Genomic DNA, 20,733 nt, shown 5'->3' on the forward strand with positions numbered 1-20,733 from the left:
GCGTGCATGCTGCCAGTTATCTGTCTGGCCACTTATAAATTGTGTGTAAATTCGCGCCCCTGAAAACGGACGCAAAAAAACCGGGGGAAACCCGGTTTTTTTGCGTGCCTGTGATACCGGTCCTTATTAACCACCAAACAGGCTGTTTGCCAGAAACACGGCCACCACGTAACCACAAGAGTATGCGATTAACACCAAAGGGGTATAACGCAGGAAAGCACCAAAGGTAAGTCCCTGCACTTTGCTCATAGCGATAATACCTGCAGCCGAACCTATCGCTAACATTGATCCCCCCACACCCACACCATAGGTCAACGCCAGCCATTCAGCAGTAGGCAGTATAGGGTCGGATTTCAATAAGGCTGCCGTCAGCGGCACATTGTCAATCAAGGCGGAGCACAGCCCCATCATATAGTTAGCATAGGTCGGAGCGACCTGGGTATAGAAGCCAGTCAACACATCCAGGGTGCCTATCTCCTTCAACATACCCACCAACAATAGTACGCCCAGGAAGAACAACAGGGTTTCGTACTCAATCTGGCGCACATATTCAAGGATGCGGGTCTCCTCCGGATCCATGTTCATAAAGTGCCCAATAAAGAACATGATGGATAACCCTACCAAAAAGGTCAGTACCGGCGGTACATGGAAGAAAAAGTTAAACAGCATGGTGCAGAGAATCGTGCTAAAGAAAGTCACCACAATGGCCCAATCCATGCCGGTAAAACTGCGTGGATCTTTTTCAGTCGTCACTACACCGGTAACCCCGGGGAACATCAGACTGGCAAGCACAAGAACGCCAGCGATGGCAGGAAGCCAGAGTGTCAGTAGCTGGAGCATGGTGACATGGCCCGACAGGAAGATCATCAGGGTGGTCACGTCGCCCGTAATCAGGGCAACACCACCCGAGTTAACGGCAAAAACGACCAGCACCGCCATTTTAATCCTGGTTCGCTTGTCCACATTAAATGCGTGAACCAGGCCCAGGGTGACCAGGGTTGCAGTCACGTTGTCGCAAATCATCGATAACATCATGGCAAACAGGGCTACGATCAGCATCAGTTTGCGCTTGGTCATTTGCGCCGGGCAAAAACGCTGAACAACCGTCTGCACGATACCCTTGGCATTGAGGTAGGCCACAAAGGTCATGGTCGCCATCAGAAATAACCATAACGTGGCGATCTCAAGCAGGTTATGGTTAAGTTTTTCCAACATTATCTCCTGCTGGGATTCCCCACTGGAGAACATAAACATTACCAACCAGGAAAGCGCGCCAAAAAACAACGTTATCTTGGCTTTATTGATATGAATAACCTCTTCAAAGATCACCCCCAGCAGGGCGAGCAAGGCAAAGATCACCAGTACAACTTCCAGGGTAAAAGACATTAGAGAGTCCTTAAGTTAGCAGCTAATAAAACTGGCAAGATGGATGTTTAAACAGTCGCACAGGCATGACCAGCCAGGGCGCCATGACATAATAAAAATGCGCCAATCCATCAAATGGCGCGCATGATAAGAGCCCCCCGGGATGGAAGCAATCCGCAGTCGGTAAAAGCCTCAATAAATGCCCGTTTATCCTGTTTATTTGCCCCATTTCCCATTTTTTCAGGCAAAAATCACTCCAGTTCATTGATAACACGGTTAACTGCACAGGCTGAATCCAAACAGCCGCGTCATACATCTAAAGGGGATATAAGGAAGGCAAGCCAGGCACAGGGGGACAGGATAATGGTGGGTGACAAGTCAACAGGGGGGATCGCTTACATTTGTAACTTCACCCTCATGGGGGCTACGTTTAACCTCTCTTTACCTCCTTAAACCTCTCTTTTCTCGACCACAGGCCAGCCAACGGCTACACTCGATCGACTCGCAACCCTCGCGCTTGTTGCCCTGAGGTTTACTGGCTACTGCCTTATATTGGAATCTGTCGCTGAATCGGAATTTAACTTGAGACCTTCGGAAAACCCTATGAAAAAGACCAAGCTTTACCTGCTCGTCAGCCTCTTTTCCCTGACCCCATTTACCGCTAACGCCAACAGCCTGCTGGATGTGTATGAGCTGGCCCTGAAAAACGATGCCCAGTTAAAAGCAGATACCGCCAAATATGAAGCAGGCCTTCAGAATAAAGCGATTGGTCGTGCCGGTTTGCTGCCTACCATCACTGCCGGAGCCTCATTTACCAAGTCCGATATAGACACCACCAACAATCTCACCAATACCACCGTCAATTCGGATACCGATTCCCTGGGCTGGGATATCTCCCTGACCCAACCGCTGTTTAATATGTCGCTGTGGTACAACTATCAACAGGGCAGCAAACTCAGCGAGCTGGCTGAAGCGCAATACGGGGCGGATCAGCAAAGCCTGATCGTGCGTGTAGCAACAGCTTACTTCAATGTGTTGAGGGCCATTGAAAACCTGGAAGCCACCATTGCCGAAGAGCAGGCGTTGGGCAAGCAACTGGAACAGGCCAAACAGCGCTTCGATGTAGGCCTAACCGCAATCACCGAGGTTCATGAAGCCCAGGCAGCCTATGACAGTGCCACTGCAGCCACACTGGAAGCCAGAGGCCTGATTGGTATCAACTTCGAAGCGCTGGAAGTATTAACCGGACGCCAGGAAACAGCCATTGCCCCCCTGGCCCCCGCATTTCCGGTCGTACCGCCATCGCCCGCCAACAGGGCTGATTGGGTAGAGTTTGCCCTCAAAAACAACTACGGACTCAAAGCAGCCAAATTACAAGCCGATGCGTCCCTGGACAGTGCGAAATCCACCAAAGCCGGGCATTTACCAACACTGGGATTGTCCCTGGGTTATTCCGATACGGATACGGACGGCACAGAAGCCAATACCAACTTCGACACAACGCGCGAAGGCAGCAATATCAGCTTGAACCTGAACGTGCCCATCTACAGTGGTGGAGAGACTTCTGCACGCAGCCGCCAGGCCTATGCCCAATACAACCAAAACTTTGAAATCTACAACAGCACACAGCGCAGTGTTATCCAGAATGCCCGCTCCCTGCACCTGACCATGGAAACCGATGTAGCGCGTATACAAGCGCGCAAGCAAGCGGTGGTTTCCAACCAATCAGCGCTGGAGGCAACCCAATCGGGTTATGAGGTAGGTACACGCAATCTGGTGGAAGTGCTTCTGGCCCAACGCAATTTGTATCAGGCGCGCCGCAGCTATTCTGATGCACTGTTTGATTATGTGATCAACTCCTTCCAATTGCGTGAAGTCGCCGGCATGTTAACGCCTGCCGACGTACAAGCGATTGACCAATGGCTGCAGGACAATGCCCTGAGAAACCGCGCGCAATACGATAACTACTAAACGCATTTCACATAACCGGCAATCTTCTTATCCATAAAAAGATTGCCGGTTTTTTTATTCTTGCGACTGATAATCTTGTAACCTTGCCCTCGCTGCTATTTCCCACACAACCCTGCTTAATTTCTGTGGCAAAAACATGAAACAGGCAGCATTCTGACGACAAGAAAATATAATTGGCGCGTAAAAATATTTTCATTCCCTAAAATGAGCGTATAGTCACCCTGCTTTTCGCCGTATCAAAAGCCTCAATAACAATAAAAGCTTGCTTTGCGATCATCGGAAAAGTCGTACCCTCCCCTCTTTGCATAGCATGCCGGCATTTCGGTCAATCCGTCCTTTTATTCCCATAAACTGACGAGATTGTAATCATGTTAAAAAAAATAGTTATCACAGCTGCATTACTCGGCTGCGCTGCCAGCGTACTCGCTGCTGCCAACCGTCCCAGTGGTTATGTCACCATTTGTAAAATCGGGCAAACATGTTCAGTAAGCGGTACGACCAATGTTGCCTTTGGTGCGTCGGGACAATTCGTTTACAAAAACCTGAGCGGAACCTTCTCCTGTTCTGTGGCAACCTTTGGTTCCGATCCGATTCCCTCCAAATCGGTAAAGGAATGCTCGATTCCACAATCCGGCTCAGGTGGTACCACATCATCCAGCTCCTCATCGTCCTCTAGCAGCAGTGGCGGCGGAAGCAGTGGCAGCATTACTGGTGCAAGCTGCTCCAATGGCTCTACCACCAATGTATCGTCAACCATCCTGGTTACCAGTGGCACTTACGACGGCGGCTGTCGCGTATTTAACGCCACCAGTGCATTGGGTGATGGCAGCCAGAGCGAAAGCCAAAAACCCGTATTCCGGGTAGAAAATGGCGCGACGCTGCGCAATGTTGTCCTCGGCAACAATGCGGCCGATGGAATTCACTTCTACAACGGTGGCACCATCGACAATATTCGCTGGAGCAACGTTGGTGAAGATGCCTTTACCATCAAATCTTCCGGTACTGTTAATGCCAGAAACATCACTGGCTATGCCGGTGAAGACAAATTTATCCAGGTAAACGCGGCATCAACACTGAATGTTTCCAACTGTGTTGTTGATAATATGGGTAAGTTCCTGCGCCAAAACGGTGGTACTACATTTAAAATTGTCGTCAACGTGGACAGATGCCAAATTTCCAATATGAAAGAAGGCATTTTCCGCACTGACAGTTCAACCAGTACCGCGCGCATTACCAATAGCCGCCTGCGCAATGCTGGCAGTATCTGTATTGGCAAATGGGCAAGCTGTACCAGCTCAGGCATTACTAATTATTAATTGGGCATCGACAATTAATAATTAGTAGCCATAAAAAACGCCGGGCTGCCCCGGCGTTTTTTATGTTTTAATTTATTCCATTTATATTTTTTTGGCTTGTTATTTTTCGTTCTGTTATTTCTGTACCATAACCAGCCTTTCCCCTGCTGCCAGGACGTTGTCCTGATCCACCAAAAGACCGCGCAACCCTGCACTGGTGGAAGTCGCAATACTACTCCAGGTTTTCCCTTCATCCATCGACCGCAATAAATAACCATCTGCAGCCACCACATAAATATGCCCCTGCGTATCAATCACACCTTTGCGCAATTCACTGTGAATACCCGACGCGATTTGTTGCCAATGTATACCTGCATCTTCCGAGCGCAAAATCACACCCTCACCACCCAAAGCCAATAATACCTGTTGATTTACCGCAATCATGCGTCGTAAATCAGCAGCAACATGGGTTTCCAGAACACGCCAATGTTTACCGTTATCCTGTGATACCTGTAAAGCGCCATTACTCCCCAGCAGGAACCACTGTCGGGAATCCACATGGGCAAAAATACCATACCAATCAATTGAAGGATCAGAGGAGTGATAGTGCCAAGAGCTGCCCTGATCATCACTGCTTGCCACCAGACCACCGCGCCCTGCTGCCATCCACAGAGATGGACTGGAGGCTAAAGGCATAGCAGTAATTTGCCAAAAAGCCTGGGTATCCGTTTGCTCCATTGCAGCACTTACTGACTCCCATTGCAAACCACCATCCACTGAGCGCTTATGTCGCCCCCAGGCTTCAAGTGCGAACAGATTACCGCTGTGTGAATCATAGAGAAGATCGGTGAACGCTTCCCCCTGATCAAACTCACTGTAATAAACCGTTTGCCAACTGCGGCCATCATCACGGGAACGCATAATCGTTCCCGTGGGACCGGCAGCAACTATCGACTGTGTTTCAGGTTCAACCAATATGGCGCGAAAGGCTGGCGGTGTGTTGGGGTCGCGATAGGCAACGGTGACCGAATGCCAGGTGTTGCCACGATCATCCGAGCGCAAAATCATCCCCAGATCCCCTACTGCCAACCAATTGCCCGCAGGTGTGGTCATTAGCTCGCGTAAATACATATCCACACGCGGGGCTAATGGTTGCCATATCTGCCCTTGATTATTGCTGAGTGCCAGGGCACCGCCTCGACCATAACCAATCCATACACTGTGGTCTGCCTTAAAGGCAAAATGATCAACCGCAAGCAGCGCCGACTCTCCACGGACCTTCCAGGTTTTACCGGCATCTGTTGACACAAAATGGGCGCCGGCAGTCCCCAACACATGTAAGGATTGCCGCAGGGGATCAAATGCAATTGCCGATAAATAAGGCATGATTGCGCGAAACTGCATGGTCAACATCTGCCATTGCGTCGCACCTTCAGTCCCACGCAACAATTTGCCGTTATGGGCTGTCATGAAAAAAGTATCGTCCTCAGCCAGATAAAATCCCCCGGTAAAATAGGCCTGGCCATCGGACTCAAAACGCTCCCAGGAATTTCCCTCATCTTGCGATACCCACCAGACCCCATAGGTGGAGCTGGCCACCAGTGTCTTATTGAATGCATAAAATGCCGTCACCGGCGTCTCCTGTTGCAATGCGTGAAAACTCCATGTTTTCCCCATGTCATCCGAAACGCCCAGTAACCCGGATTCACCGCCCAGCAAAAGTCGCTGATGGTGACTGGTTACACCTAGCGCGGTAATTTTTTGTGTTTGATAGGATGATGGCAGCTGAAAGACCTCCCATGTCTTACCGGTATCAGAGGAATAGGGCAAATAACCTGTCTCACCCAGCAGGTAAATACGCTGGGACTCAGGCAAATAAACCAGTTTACTCAAATCCTTTTCAGCAGGATTGGGGGTTGCGGCGGCAAGTGCCGTTGACCCGGTGTGATGCGATGATGAATACACAGCTACCCAACTGATACCTTCATCCGCTGAACGGTACAGTGTCCCGTCCTCCATCAATACCAACGCACTGGCATCCTGTAATAAAAAATCCTTAACCGCCTGTGTGCCAGGCAATGCAACTCGATTCCAGTGATGGCCATCCGGGGACCAGCGCAAACTGGCATCCGTTCCCCATATCCAAAAGCGCTGCTGCTGTGGATCATAGAAACTCCCGGTGAAATCGGGGTTAACAACCTGGGGAAACCGGGATGCACTGTGAACATCCTGTCGCAGTCCATCACAGGACATTAATGCCAGCCACAATAATGGCAACAGCAACAAGGAGATTTTCTGGTGAGCAATATAAAAAACAGACATCGTCGGCCCTTCTGCAGACAGGCTGTGTCCTTGATTTTGAATACCTGTCTATCAACACAGCACATGGTTTATTGCCGACACGGAACATTATTCTTATAGATCAAGCGCGAGTTTACCTTGCCACCTGATTAAAAAAATACCAAAGGTTAACAGTTTTTACGCTAAACAAAGCGACGCTTTAGCTTTATAGGTTGCGCACAGCACTATTTTATAAAAGGCTGTATAACGGCAAGTGTTCTTTGCAATGCACCGCGATTATTTTCCGCCACAGCCAAGGCCGCTGTACCGCAGGCGTGCATCTGTGCAACATCGTCCAATAACCCAACGCAGGCATTGGCCAATGCCTCTGATGAACTCACTACTGTCAAAGCGCCCGCCTCCCGCAAAAGCCGCGATACTTCGGCAAAATTAAACAGGCTCTCACCACTCAGCAAAGGTAATCCCCAGGCTGCCGGCTCGATAAAGTTATGCCCGCCCCTGGCAACCAGGCTGCCTCCCACAAAGGCCAGGTCGCTGGCACCAAACAGCAATAGCAACTCCCCCATGGTATCGCCAAGGAAAATATCCATGGCGGAATCAACACGGGTTGAACTTCGCCGACCAAGGTGAAAACCGCGAGACTCACACAATCCGGCAACCTGGTCAAACCGCTCCGGATGCCGGGGAACCAGGATTAACAACAATGATTGAGCCCACGGATAAGGGGCGGCGCGAATGCGGGCAAATGCGTCAAGGATAATCTCGTCTTCACCCAAGTGGGTACTGGCCGCAATCCAGATACGCCGACGTCCCTGATCCGACAGTATGGATTTTAATGCTGCGGCCTGCTGCCTCAGCTCATCAGGCAGGGTCAGGTCAAACTTGATATTACCCGTCACAGATAGATTGGACTCAGGTAAGCCTAATTGCATAAAACGGTCGGCATCTGCCGTATTTTGAATTGCCGCCCGCGTCAGCTGCTTTAACATCGGGCGTGTCAATGCAGAAAAACGGCGATAGCCACGCGCTGATTTTTCGGACAAACGGGCATTGATCAATATCGCCGGAATATGTCGTTTAGCACAGCCGGCCAGGGTATTCGGCCACAGCTCCGTTTCCATGATAACCAGCAGTGCGGGCTTTATCCGCACCAGAAAACGCGTGATGGCATCGGGCAAATCATAGGGAGCATAGACATGGAATACGTTATCGCCCAAGGCAGCGCGCACGCGTTCGGAGCCTGTCGGCGTTGTGGTGGTAACCACTATCTGTACATCAGGCTGGGCCAATAACTGCCGAATCAAGGGAAGTGCCCCCAGGAACTCTCCCATGGAAACCGTATGAATCCACACCACTTTTTTATGCGTCACTAGCGGAGAAAAAAAACCAAAACGCTCAGCCCAGCGCTTACGATATGCCGGTGCTAACCGGCCACGCCAATAGAGACGCAAAAGGATTACCGGCAATAACAGATAAAAAAACAGGGTATAGATAAAGCGCATAAACGGATAGCTCATCCATCAAGGCCAAAAGGCGCGAATAGCAGCAATGCCCTGGGCGCCTGCCAATTTTGCCTGGTCAAGCTGCGCGGGTGTAACGCCTCCCAGGGCATACACCGGCACATTAATCTGTTTCACCCAGTCCGCAAAAGCGGGCCATCCCAAGGGAGTCGCACCAGAATGCGATAAGGTCGGCAATACCGGCGACAAAAATACATAATCCACACCGACACGCTCCGCCATTTCCAGCTCCTCCGGATTATGACAAGAGGCTCCCAGACACACTTCGTCGGCCACCGGACGCTGCCGGCAATGACGCAACTCGTGTCGATTTAAATGCAGGCCAGCCATGGGGTAATGCAGCTGGATCTGCTCAAACTCCACCACCGAGGTGTTAATTTGGAACTGCACAGACGTTGATGCCAAAGACTCCCCTACCTGCGCAATTAACGGCAGGTGCGTATTGGCTGCCAACTGTCTATCGCGCAACACAAACATACCCGCACCGGATTGGATAGTATGCTGCAACTTTTTAACCAGATCGGCCGCATCCCGGTACGCGCCACTAATCGCACACAAGGATGGCAAACCAAGGGCCTTAATGATGGGCCGGTTCGCCGCAGGAAAGGCATAGTGCCCGAGATGCCCAGGAGAAACCCAGCGCACCGGTTGGCCCTCGTTACCCCTAGGCTCACCGCTAAATGCCGTAACCCGATACACATCCAGCAATACGGCTTTATCCGGGTACTGATGGCGGATCTGGATTAATGGCTCGCAAGCCTCTACATCAATGGCCAATTCTTCACGCAATTCGCGCGTTAACGCTTGTGGCGTTGTTTCGCCTGGTTCCAATTTACCGCCGGGAAATTCCCACAATCCGCCCTGATGGGCGTCTGCTGCGCGCTGTGCGATGAAAATCTCACCGCATGCATTTTGAATAACTCCCACCGCGACATGAATTTGCTTGGACATCTATTTTCCTTTAAGCGACAGGATTTTCTTATGATCGATAATCTGCATTAATGCGCACATATTCATAGGAAAGGTCTGTGGTCCACAGGGTTTCTGCACAATCTCCACGCCCCAAGTGAATGTTGATAGCAATATTGGCCTGGCTCATAACAGCCTGTCCCTGCTCTTCGGTATAGGTTTTCGCCCGGCCGCCCTTTTCAACAATCAGCACATCATTCAAATGCACACGCACGCTGGTTGCGTCCAGATCAGGCACACCGGCGTAACCAATCGCGGCTACGATACGCCCCCAATTGGGGTCAGAGGCAAACAGGGCCGTCTTGATCAATGGCGAGTGGGCAACCGCATAGGCAACATCCAGGCACTCCTGCTGGTTTGCACCGCCCGCCACCGCCACCGTTACAAACTTGGTAGCACCCTCACCATCACTCACAATGCACTGTGCCAAATGTACAAATGCAGCCAGAACAACCTCGCGCAATTTTTCATAGAGCTCGCCATCCGGTGATGTGATCTCGGGCAGGTTCACTTGTCCGGTGGCGATAAAAATACAGGAGTCGTTGGTCGAGGTATCGCCATCAATTGTGATGCGGTTAAATGATTTATTAGCGGCTTCCCGACACAACTGCTGCAAAACCGGTTGGGCAACTTTTGCGTCTGTAGCGATATAACCCAGCATGGTGGCCATATTGGGTTTAATCATCCCCGCACCTTTGGCAATACCATTAACCGTGATGGTTTGTCCCTGATAGTCGAATTGTTGGCTGAAGCCCTTGGGGCGGGTATCTGTGGTCATAATACCTGCACCGGCGTCATCCCATCCCTGCTCACTGGCTTTCGCCAGGGCGTCGGGAATCACCGCCAGGATTTTTTGTACAGGTAGCGGCTCACCAATCACTCCGGTTGAAAACGGCAATACCTGCTCGGTGGTTACACCAGCCTGTCGGGCAATTTCAGCGCAGGTCGCTTTTGCATCCAGCAAACCTTGCTCACCGGTACAGGCATTGGCATTACCGGAATTAATCACCAGATAGCGAATGGCAGCTTTGCTCAAATGCTCACGACATACGGTTACGGGCGCTGCGCAAAAGGCATTTTGTGTAAAAACGCCGGCCACCTGGGCGCCTTCAGCCAACTCAAATAACACGACATCGCGACGCCCTGGCTTTTTAATGCCAGCACTCACAGCGGTTAATTTTACGCCCTTGACGGGATGCATGTGTGGAAAAGGATATTCACCAACGGCCATACCATGAGTTCCTGTTAATAAATGACAGCGATAATTGTGTGCTAACCAATATAAAGAAGGGCGCAAAATTGCGCCCTGAGTTTTTTTACCTGACTATCACTCCAGTTGGCCGTGACAGTTTTTGTATTTCTTTCCAGAGCCGCAGGGACAGGGGTCGTTACGCCCTACTTTACGGCCCTCTCGCACAACGGGTGCCTGGCGCTGGGGCGCAGCAGCGGGCTCAGATTCAGCCTCGGGCGATTCCGGCATAGCCGACAACTGTTCATGGCGCATCTGCATTTTTTGGCGCGCCAATTCTTCGCGGCGCTGAATCTCCATGGCTTCCATTTGCTCACGGGTAATGGGTTCTACACGCGCCAACAAGTGGATAGTTTCGTGCTTGACGCGCTGCAGTAACTGTTGGAACAACTCGAAGGATTCACGCTTGTATTCCTGCTTGGGATTGCGCTGTGCATAAGAGCGCAGGTTAATTCCCTGGCGCAGGTGATCCATAGCCGCCAGGTGCTCTTTCCAGGAATTATCAAGTACCTGCAACATTACTTGTTTTTCAATTTCCAACATAATCTCGCCAATGCGCTCGCACTTGGCATCGTAGGTTGCCTGCACTTCGTCAAGAATTCTCTTGCGCAGTGGCTCTTCGTGCAAGCGCGTATCTTCTTCCAACCATTTGGCAATAGACAGCCTCAAGCCAAAATCCACCTCAAGCTGTTTTTCAAGGCCTGCAATGTCCCACATATCTTCGATAGATTGCGGCGGAATATACTGACTGACCACATCATTAAGCACATCAGCACGCACAACCGTAATAGTGTCGCGGATATTTTCGGCATCGAGCAATTCATTGCGCTGATGGTAAACAATCTGGCGCTGGTCGTTGGCCACATCGTCAAATTCCAACAACTGCTTACGAATATCGAAGTTGCGCCCCTCTACCTTGCGTTGCGCATTTTCAATCGCGTTATTCACCATGCGATGCTCAATCGCCTCACCTTTCTCCATCCCCAGCGCCTGCATAAAATTACGCATGCGGTCCGAGGCAAAGATGCGCATCAGGTTATCTTCCAATGATAAATAGAAGCGGGTTACCCCAGGATCGCCCTGGCGACCGGCACGACCGCGCAACTGGTTATCGATACGACGCGATTCATGGCGCTCAGTACCAACAATATGCAAACCACCCGCCGCCAATACTATGTCGTGGCGCTTTTCCCACTCGGCCTTAATCGCATCGATTTGCTCGGGCGTCGCATTTTCCAATTTTTCAACTTCGGATTCCCAACGGCCACCCAATACAATATCGGTACCGCGACCAGCCATGTTGGTTGCGATGGTGACCGTACCGGGACGCCCTGCCTGGGCAATGATTTCTGCTTCCTGCGCGTGGAATTTAGCGTTGAGAACCTGGTGCTTGATGCCCGCACTGGTCAGGCGGCGGGACATTTCCTCCGAGGTTTCAATAGACGCGGTACCAACCAGCACAGGGGCATTGTTTGCCGAGAAGGCTTTTACGTCCTCGACAATCGCCGCGTATTTTTCTTCCAGCGACAAGTACACCTTGTCGTTCATATCAATACGCTGGATAGGACGGTTGGTTGGGATCACAACAACATCCAGGCCATAAATTTCACGGAATTCATAGGCCTCTGTATCAGCGGTACCGGTCATCCCCGCAAGCGTTGGATAAAGGCGGAAATAATTCTGGAAGGTGGTGGACGCCAACGTCTGGCTTTCACTCTGGATTTCAACGCTCTCTTTCGCTTCAATCGCCTGGTGTAGTCCCTCTGATAAGCGGCGTCCCGGCATGGTGCGCCCGGTATGCTCATCAATTAAAACTACCTGGCCTTCCTGGACAATGTACTCTATATCGCGATGGAACAACGCATGGGCACGCAGTGCCGAATTAACATGGTGTAACAGGGTCAGGTTGTTAGCCGCGTAAAGGTTTTGATCAGGTGCCAGCAGGTTTGCCTTAATCAACAGTTCTTCAACGTGTTGATGGCCGCCCTCGGTCAGCTCTACCTGGCGGGACTTTTCATCGACAGTGAAATCGCCAGCCACAGAAATAACACGGCGATCACCGTCTTCGCCATTATCAATCTGACGCGTCAATTTAGTGACTAATTGATTAACGCGCTTATACATCTCCGCGCTGTTCTCTGCAGCACCGGAGATAATCAGCGGAGTGCGCGCCTCATCAATTAAAATAGAGTCCACTTCGTCAATAATCGCGTAATTAAGTGGACGCTGGACTTTATCCTGCTTACTCAGCGCCATGTTGTCGCGCAGGTAATCAAAACCATATTCGTTGTTGGTACCGTAGGTAATGTCGGAGGCATAGGCTTGGCGTTTGAGTACAGCAGGCTGCATGGATTGGATAACACCGACACTCATACCCAGGGCTTCATACAGTGGGCGCATCCAGTTGGCATCGCGCGATGCCAGGTAATCGTTAACGGTTACCACATGTACCCCTTTACCTGCCAGGGCATGTAAATAGGCAGGCAAAGTCGATACCAGAGTCTTACCTTCACCTGTGCGCATTTCGGCAATACGGCCTTCGTGGAGTGTCATCCCCCCAATCAATTGCACATCAAAGTGGCGCATGCCTAAAACCCGGCGTCCGGCTTCACGCACAACCGCAAACGCTTCCGGCAATAGTTGATCCAGCGTTTCACCGGCGCTATAGCGATTGCGCAGCTCTGTTGTCTTTTCCTTGAGCTGTTCATCGCTCAATTTTTGCAGTTCCGGCTCTAATGCGTTGATCAGGGTGACAACCTTGCCCATGCGCTTGAGTTCGCGCTCATTTTTTGAGCCAAAAATCTTTTTAATTAATTTTCCGATCATTTTTTATACCGTTTAAATCTGTAACTCTGAGAACGCACAGCCTGAATAAACAAAAATTCCCACCATACAGAGGGAATTTTGCCGGAAGGTTTTAACCAAGGCTGGCAAGTAAATAGGAAGGCGCCGACTAAAGCAAGTAGCTTGCCCGGGTTGCGCTATGTTGGGGGGAGAAACTAGAAATTTGTGCGGCGGATATAAGAGGCCGGATCAACCACCCTGCCGTTCTTATAAACCTCGAAATGTACATGGGGTGCAGTGGAGCGCCCTGTTGAACCGGAGAGGGCAATAACCTGCCCTTTCTTAACCACATCACCCACCTTCACTTGGTTGGATTTATTGTGGGCATAACGAGTAACCAAACCGGAACCGTGTTTGATTTCTACCAGATTGCCGTATTCCGGATGACGCCCGGCCCAGTTGACAACCCCGGCAGCAACACTGGTGACTTCAGTACCTTCGCGCACAGCAAAGTCGATACCGGCGTGGAAGGCTCTCTTGCCCGTAAAGGGGTCCCTACGGAACCCGAACCCGGACGTCATGCGCGTTTTTGCAACCGGACTACCGGCAACTATCGCCTCTTGCAGCAGGTCACGATTGGAAAGCAGGGAATCAATGATATTGAGCTGTTGCTCGCGACTATCGATCTGCCGGGATAATTTATCAATCGCTTCAAGGAAGCCAGGGGCAGAATAAACAGCATCAGGGCTGGATTGGGATGGGCCACCGAGGGCGGGAATACTGCTGAAATCGAACTCACCCTGATCCAGTTTTGCAGCGGCGGTGAGCTTTTCCCCCAAGGCATCCAAACGAATTAATCTAGCTTGAAGTTCGGCGATCTTGGAGGTAAGTGCGGCAATTTGTGCTTCTGATGCCAGGCGATCCTGCTCAATTTTGCTGTCGCGATCCGACAGCATTCGCATCCAGCTTTGCTCATCGCCACCAAACAGACCGGCATTTTCTTCCGACATCAACCAACTGTATCCCCAGGCACCCAGTGCAGCGGGAATACCCAGGAGGCAGACTGACAGGAAGGCACGCGTCCAGGCACCAAGAGTGATGCTTCGCGCTTGCGCATGGTCTTTGTTGACGATAATTATTTTCATTAAGAGATCTACATATTTTCAGGCCAAAAGCGACTCCACTGTGGATTCGGCAAACATAAAGCCAAATCCAACCAACGGTAGACAATTAGGTTTAAGGCGATTCCCTGGACAACACCGTCAAAAAAACAGTGTTAAAAATCAGGCAGTTACATTAACTACGCGGGGATGCAACTGTGTAGATATCCCTTGCTTACCCCCAGCATTCATAGGGGTAAGGCAGAATATCTCACAGACAAGAAGGGATTAACAAGCGGAAAGTTTCATCGCGATTAATTCTTTCAAACCTCTTCACAAATTTCAGGCAACAGCTAATGGGCGCAAATAATCGATGGGAACGGGCTGTTCATCCTCAAAAGTAACCCACTCCCAAGCATCTTTTTGTTCAAGAAGCAGCCGAAGCGCACGGTTATTAAGAGAGTGACCCGATTTGTGAGCACGGAAGTCCGCCAGCAAACCATGGCCCAGCATATACAGGTCACCAATGGCATCCAGGATTTTGTGCTTGACGAACTCATCCTCAAAACGCAAACCATCTTCGTTCAGGATTCGGTACTCACCTACCACAATGGCGTTAGCCATACTGCCACCCTGGGCAAGTCCCTTGGAGCGAAGGTATTCAATCTCATGCATAAAACCAAAGGTACGGGCACGACTGACTTCTTTTACAAAGGACGCCGTTGAAAACTCAACCTCGGTCTGGGGGCGTCGATCACGAAAGACGGGATGGTCAAATTCAATACTAAAGTTAACCTTGAAACCGTCGAATGGCGTAAAGCTGGCGTATTTATCGCCATCGCGCAGAGTCACTTCTTTTTTAACACGCAGAAACTTTTTCGGGGCATCCTGTTCCAGGACACCGGCCGACTGGATCAGGAATACAAACGGCCCGGCGCTGCCATCCATAATGGGGATTTCTGCCGAGTCCAACTCAATCACTGCATTATCAACACCCAATCCAGCCATAGCAGACATCAGGTGTTCAACGGTAGACACACGCACGTCGCCTTTGATGAGGCATGTTGATAAGGTGGTCTCACCAACATTGTAAGGATTGGCAGGAATTTCAACCGGCGGATTCAGGTCGACACGACGGAATACAATGCCGAAATCGGCTGGCGCAGGAAGCAGAGTCAGCTGGATAGGCTTACCGGTATGCAAGCCAACACCCGTGGCACGGATAGGATTTTTCAGGGTTCTTTGTTTCAGCATCTGGACTTCCTCCAAATTCCACCAGAACAAGCGGAACAATTCGTGGTTTAGCGCCGCTATGGTAACAATCCAGAGATAGTTGAACCAGTTAACACAAACAATCACCCCTATAAATAAGGGGTATGAACTTTTATAGCTGGTTGAAATGCAATCAAACGATCAAACCGGGTCATCTGTGGGTGTGGCACAGATGGCCCGGTTTGATCCACAAATTTACAACGATCGACAATATCGCCAATCCTGCGGCAAATATCGCCAAAGTACAGCAAACCTGTGCGCTAACTAGTCAGCCTGGCGACGCAGGAAAGCAGGAATGTCCAGGTATTCCAACTCTTTTTCACCCAGGGGCGCCGCCAATGCCGCCGCCGAAGAGCCATGGCTGTTGGCACGCAAGTGGGCAGGACGATCCAGTGCTGCATAATCAACCGGTGCGCTGCTGCTGCGCCGGGTATTATCGACCACCACTTTGGTAGGCGCTGGTTTAGTCTCTTTAGCCTGGGTTGTAATACCAAGGCCAGTTGCCACTACTGTCACTCGCAGTTCGTTGGTCAACTCCGGATCAATGACTGTACCCACCACAACCGTTGCATCGGCAGAGGCAAACTCTTCGATAGTGCTGCCCACTTCTGAATATTCACCCAGGGACAAATCGATACCGGCGGTGATATTCACCAGGATACCGCGTGCACCTTGCAGGTTGACGTCCTCCAACAGCGGGCTGCGAATTGCCGCTTCCGCCGCTTCGCGTGCACGATTTTCACCCGTCGCGCGACCGGTTCCCATCATCGCCATACCCATTTCAGACATCACCGTACGCACGTCAGCGAAGTCAACGTTGATCATACCCGGACGGATGATCAGGTCCGCAATACCCTGCACTGCGCCCAACAATACGTTGTTGGCTGCCTTGAAGGCATCGAGCAAGCTGGTGGATTTACCCAGTACCGACAGGAGTTTTTCATTGGGAATAGTGATCAGCGAATCAACGCGGGCACTCAGTTCCTTAATGCCTTCCTCTGCAATCACCATGCGCTTGCGCCCCTCGAACGGGAAAGGCTTGGTGACTACCGCAACCGTGAGGATACCCAAGTCACGCGCGACCTCGGCAACCACAGGTGCAGCACCAGTACCTGTACCGCCCCCCATACCTGCAGCGATAAACACCATATCAGCGCCGCGCAGTACTTCGGCAATACGCTCGCGATCTTCCATCGCCGCCTGGCGACCGACCTCCGGGTTGGCACCAGCACCCAGGCCTTTGGTCATCGAGTGACCCAACTGCAAGACGGTGCGGGTATCAATATCTTTCAATGCCTGTGCATCGGTATTGGCGCAGATAAATTCCACACCCTCAATCTTACTGGCAATCATGTGTTTGACGGCATTGCCACCGCCACCACCGACACCAATCACCTTAATAACAGCGCTTTGCTGGAGACTATCAATCAACTCAAACATGGCCACACCCCTTTTGTTTCCTTGAAAAGCATTAAAAACTGGTTGAAAACGGATTAAAAATTACTCTGAAACATTTTCTTTATTTTGCTTAATAAGGAACCGGAAGATTCCTTATTACTGGTATTGCTATAACCTCGCTCCTGGTGCTGCTTCATCGCATAGATCAGCAAACCGACACCGGTCGAATAAACCGGATTGTTAACAATGTCAGACAAGCCACGGATATTTTGCGGTGCTCCCAGGCGAACCGGCATATGGAAAATCTCCTCAGCCAATTCAATAACACCTTCCATTTTCGATGTGCCGCCGGTCAATACAATGCCGGCAGCAATCAAATCCTCATAACCACTGCGGCGCAATTCTGCCTGCACCAGGGTAAATAATTCGTCGTAACGGGGCTCAACAACCTCAGCCAATGCCTGACGCGACAAATCGCGCGGCTGGCGATCCCCTACACTGGGAACCTTGATGGTTTCATCCGGGCTGGTCAGCTTGGCCAGTGCACAGGCATATTTGATTTTAATTTCTTCGGCATTCGGTGTCGGAGTGCGCAACGCCATGGCGATGTCATTGGTCACCTGGTCACCGGCAATCGGAATCACTCCGGTATGGCGAATGGCACCGTCCTTAAAGATGGCGATATCCGTTGTACCTCCACCAATGTCGACCACACACACACCTAACTCTTTTTCATCATCCGTCAGCACGGCATAACTGGACGCCAACTGCTCAAGAATGATGTCTTCAACCTCAAGCCCACAGCGGCGGATACACTTTTCAATATTTTGTGCTGCATTCACCGCACAGGTGACCAGGTGAACCTTGGCTTCCAGGCGAACCCCGGACATTCCCAGAGGCTCTTTAACACCATCCTGATCGTCGATCAAAAACTCCTGCGGCAGGATATGCAAAATTTTCTGGTCCGCCGGAATGGCTACTGCCTGGGCAGCATCGATAACCCGCTCCAAATCCTGGGAAAACACTTCGCGATCGCGAATCGCCACAATGCCATGGGAGTTGAGGCTGCGAATATGGCTCCCGGCGATGCCGGCATAAACAGAATGAATCTGGCAACCGGCCATCAATTCGGCCTCTTCAATCGCGCGCTGAATTGATAACACCGTCGATTCAATATTAACCACTACACCTTTTTTCAGCCCGGTGGAGCGATGTGAGCCTATACCGACGATTTCCAGCTGGCCTTCCGGGGTAATGGCACCAACAATAGCAACAACCTTGGATGTACCTATATCCAGGCCGACTATCATTTTGTTGTCACTGGTATTTGCCATTCAGTAAACCTCGTCTGCGGACACTCGGGTCTGTTTGTCATGTTAAGGATGCGTTGGCGCATTCCGGGTCGCATTTGTCGTCGCGGCTGCAGCGCGCAAGTATTTTTTTGCCGACTCTGAACCCTCTACCCAGCGCACCGCCAGACCGTTGGAGTAGCGAACATCAATCGCTGCAATATCTATCCAGACGCTGTTTAAGTGCGTGTCGTATACAGTAACAAATCGGCGCATTTTTTCCATCACCTTATCGCGTCCAATTGCGATTTCTACATCATTTTTTAAGGTTAAACGCCAGGATTTTTTGTTATCGCATTTCAACGCGATCACATCCAATCCACGCGAGCGCAACAACTGCGATAAATCCTGGTACTGCTGCAAGATTTCCACCGCGTCAGATTCATTTCCCTGGAGCCAGGGCAACCCCGACAAACGGTCGATTTCTTTTACACGAACAATCTGTCCACGCTGATTCAGAAACCCATCACCCCAGCGTGCAATGGGTTTTTGTTCGGCAATTTTTACCACCAAGGTATCCGGCCAACGGCGCTGCAAACTGACAGAATCGACCCAGGGATCATCAGTCAATGTTCGCTTTAGGCGCATCAAATCCAACTGCAAAAAGTTGTTATCAATTTCATCACTGATTAACTCAGTCGCCCGCGCTTTGGTGATGAAATGAAACTCACCTTCAACAACCACACTTTTAAAGGGCCGCTCCAGCAATTTTTCGAGCGGTTCATAAGCCCAATAGCCGCCAACTGCAAGGCAAACCATCAGGGGAACCCATAGCCAGCGTGGATCAAACCAGGCGAAAAAATCCGGTTTGGCTACCCTCGCCTTATGGTTTCCCATGCGTTCACCGCGCGGAGTTACCCGCGCATAGCCCTGTTCACGTCTCGCCGGTCGCGTGGGCCGCTCCGTTGATGTATCCGCCGACTGTCGACGGCGAGGATTGGGAGCCTCCAGCAATACATCGGGCACCATGTCTTCCCTGGAGTCCATGAGTACATCCCGCGGTGGCGACTTGCGCTCACGTCGACGCGGAGTTGCCGGCACCTCATCCAAAATATCCAGCGGAGACCCCAAGCTCGGTTCTATACGTGGTTCTACGCGCGTAAAATCTTCGCCATCATGCGCTGATGAATCACGACCTCCCCGCCTGCGCATAACCTACGCAACAACCTCACTGCCTGCGGTCACAAGGCTGGCACGCAGAATGGTGACAACCAATTCGGTAAAACTTAACCCTACTGCTTTTGCGGCCATGGGAACCAGGCTATGGCTCGTCATTCCCGGTGCGGTATTCACCTCCAACAAATAAAAATTTTGTTGTGCGTCAGCCATAACATCAACACGCCCCCAACCGCGGCACCCCAGGACATTAAAGGCAGTCAATGCCAACTGCTTTAGTTCCTGTTCTTTTTCAGCAGACAAGCCGCAAGGGCAGATATAGCGAGTATCTTCAGCAATATATTTGGCATTGAAGTCGTAGAAGCTGTGGTCAGTTTCCAGTCGGATGGGGGGCAAGGCCTCGCCATCAAGGATGGCAACGGTATATTCCGCACCGACAATCAAACGTTCAGCCAGTACACTGCCTTGATAGTCAGTCGCCTTTACAAAGGCGGCCTGTAAATCTTCTGCCGTTTTTACCCGCGACATACCGATACTGGAACCTTCGTTGGCAGGTTTAACCATCACTTCCCCACCGAGGCGTTTCAACTCAGCCACAAAATCTGATTCGCGCGTGAGCACCGCAAATTCCGGTGTAGGCAAATGTTGCGCAGAACTCTGACTGTAACCACACCATAAAAATTTGGTACGCAGTTTGTCCATCGCCAGGGCCGAGGACTGCACGTCGCTGCCGGTATAGGGAATATGTAAAAACTCCAATAACGCCTGAATACGACCGTCTTCACCACCGGGGCCGTGCAACATCAAAAATGCACGATCGATATTGGCGGCCTGGATATCGGCAATTACATTGTCACCCACATCAATGGCAACATGATCGATACCCGCGTCCTCCAGCGCAGCAATCACCGCAGCACCACTTTGCAGCGAAATCTCGCGCTCCGCAGACAGGCCACCATAGAGCACGCCGACACGCCCCAACTGTTGCTTCAATGTTTCATCAATAGGCAGCTTGACTGCTTGCATAACCGCATAAACCTCTAA

General features: G+C 50.9%; 14 protein-coding genes. 2 read left to right on the forward strand and 12 right to left on the reverse strand.

Going from position 1 to position 20,733, the window contains the following annotated elements; all coding sequences use genetic code 11:
* Positions 1-126: 126 nt before the first annotated feature.
* Entirely contained in the window at positions 127-1,386 is a 1,260-nt protein-coding gene (nhaD, locus tag CJA_RS14005) for a sodium:proton antiporter NhaD (protein WP_012488496.1), read from the reverse strand.
* A 582-nt stretch (positions 1,387-1,968) separates the two neighbouring features.
* Between nhaD and CJA_RS14010 the strand changes: the two genes are divergently transcribed.
* Together CJA_RS14010 and CJA_RS19135 are read left to right on the forward strand one after the other, a co-directional pair.
* Positions 1,969-3,336 carry a TolC family outer membrane protein gene (locus CJA_RS14010; protein WP_041551556.1) on the forward strand — a complete coding sequence of 456 codons (1,368 nt, stop codon included), beginning with the start codon at positions 1,969-1,971 and terminating at the stop codon, positions 3,334-3,336.
* A 368-nt stretch (positions 3,337-3,704) separates the two neighbouring features.
* On the forward strand, positions 3,705-4,652 hold the full coding sequence (locus tag CJA_RS19135; RefSeq protein WP_012488498.1) for a pectate lyase: 948 nt from the start codon (positions 3,705-3,707) through the stop codon (positions 4,650-4,652).
* Between the two features lie 114 nt (positions 4,653-4,766).
* On the opposite strand, the gene CJA_RS14020 is transcribed toward CJA_RS19135, so the two are convergent.
* From CJA_RS14020 to CJA_RS14070, 11 genes are all read right to left on the reverse strand, one after another.
* A complete protein-coding gene (locus CJA_RS14020) occupies positions 4,767-6,953 on the reverse strand; it encodes a YCF48-related protein (protein WP_012488499.1) in 2,187 nt (728 codons plus the stop codon).
* Positions 6,954-7,156: 203 nt separating this feature from the next.
* Positions 7,157-8,449 carry a lipid IV(A) 3-deoxy-D-manno-octulosonic acid transferase gene (waaA, locus tag CJA_RS14025; protein ID WP_012488500.1) on the reverse strand — a complete coding sequence of 431 codons (1,293 nt, stop codon included), beginning with the start codon at positions 8,447-8,449 and terminating at the stop codon, positions 7,157-7,159.
* Between the two features lie 3 nt (positions 8,450-8,452).
* Positions 8,453-9,403: a Nudix family hydrolase gene (locus CJA_RS14030; protein WP_012488501.1), complete on the reverse strand. Its 951-nt coding sequence runs from the start codon at positions 9,401-9,403 to the stop codon at positions 8,453-8,455.
* Positions 9,404-9,431: 28 nt separating this feature from the next.
* Positions 9,432-10,652 carry a bifunctional glutamate N-acetyltransferase/amino-acid acetyltransferase ArgJ gene (argJ, locus tag CJA_RS14035; RefSeq protein ID WP_012488502.1) on the reverse strand — a complete coding sequence of 407 codons (1,221 nt, stop codon included), beginning with the start codon at positions 10,650-10,652 and terminating at the stop codon, positions 9,432-9,434.
* A gap of 96 nt (positions 10,653-10,748) precedes the next feature.
* The gene (secA, locus tag CJA_RS14040; RefSeq protein WP_012488503.1) at positions 10,749-13,496 is read right to left on the reverse strand and encodes a preprotein translocase subunit SecA; all 2,748 of its coding nucleotides are present in this window, start codon (positions 13,494-13,496) and stop codon (positions 10,749-10,751) included.
* Positions 13,497-13,669: 173 nt separating this feature from the next.
* Positions 13,670-14,599 carry a M23 family metallopeptidase gene (locus CJA_RS14045; protein WP_012488504.1) on the reverse strand — a complete coding sequence of 310 codons (930 nt, stop codon included), beginning with the start codon at positions 14,597-14,599 and terminating at the stop codon, positions 13,670-13,672.
* A gap of 297 nt (positions 14,600-14,896) precedes the next feature.
* Positions 14,897-15,808 carry a UDP-3-O-acyl-N-acetylglucosamine deacetylase gene (gene lpxC, locus CJA_RS14050; protein ID WP_012488505.1) on the reverse strand — a complete coding sequence of 304 codons (912 nt, stop codon included), beginning with the start codon at positions 15,806-15,808 and terminating at the stop codon, positions 14,897-14,899.
* Between the two features lie 282 nt (positions 15,809-16,090).
* On the reverse strand, positions 16,091-17,266 hold the full coding sequence (ftsZ, locus tag CJA_RS14055; RefSeq protein ID WP_012488508.1) for a cell division protein FtsZ: 1,176 nt from the start codon (positions 17,264-17,266) through the stop codon (positions 16,091-16,093).
* A 53-nt stretch (positions 17,267-17,319) separates the two neighbouring features.
* The gene (ftsA, locus tag CJA_RS14060) at positions 17,320-18,558 is read right to left on the reverse strand and encodes a cell division protein FtsA (protein WP_012488509.1); all 1,239 of its coding nucleotides are present in this window, start codon (positions 18,556-18,558) and stop codon (positions 17,320-17,322) included.
* A gap of 42 nt (positions 18,559-18,600) precedes the next feature.
* The gene (locus CJA_RS14065) at positions 18,601-19,725 is read right to left on the reverse strand and encodes a cell division protein FtsQ/DivIB (RefSeq protein ID WP_012488510.1); all 1,125 of its coding nucleotides are present in this window, start codon (positions 19,723-19,725) and stop codon (positions 18,601-18,603) included.
* Positions 19,726-19,728: 3 nt separating this feature from the next.
* On the reverse strand, positions 19,729-20,715 hold the full coding sequence (locus tag CJA_RS14070; RefSeq protein WP_012488511.1) for a D-alanine--D-alanine ligase: 987 nt from the start codon (positions 20,713-20,715) through the stop codon (positions 19,729-19,731).
* Between the last annotated feature and the right edge of the window lie 18 nt (positions 20,716-20,733).

This window comes from Cellvibrio japonicus Ueda107, assembly GCF_000019225.1.
Lineage (GTDB): Bacteria > Pseudomonadota > Gammaproteobacteria > Pseudomonadales > Cellvibrionaceae > Cellvibrio > Cellvibrio japonicus.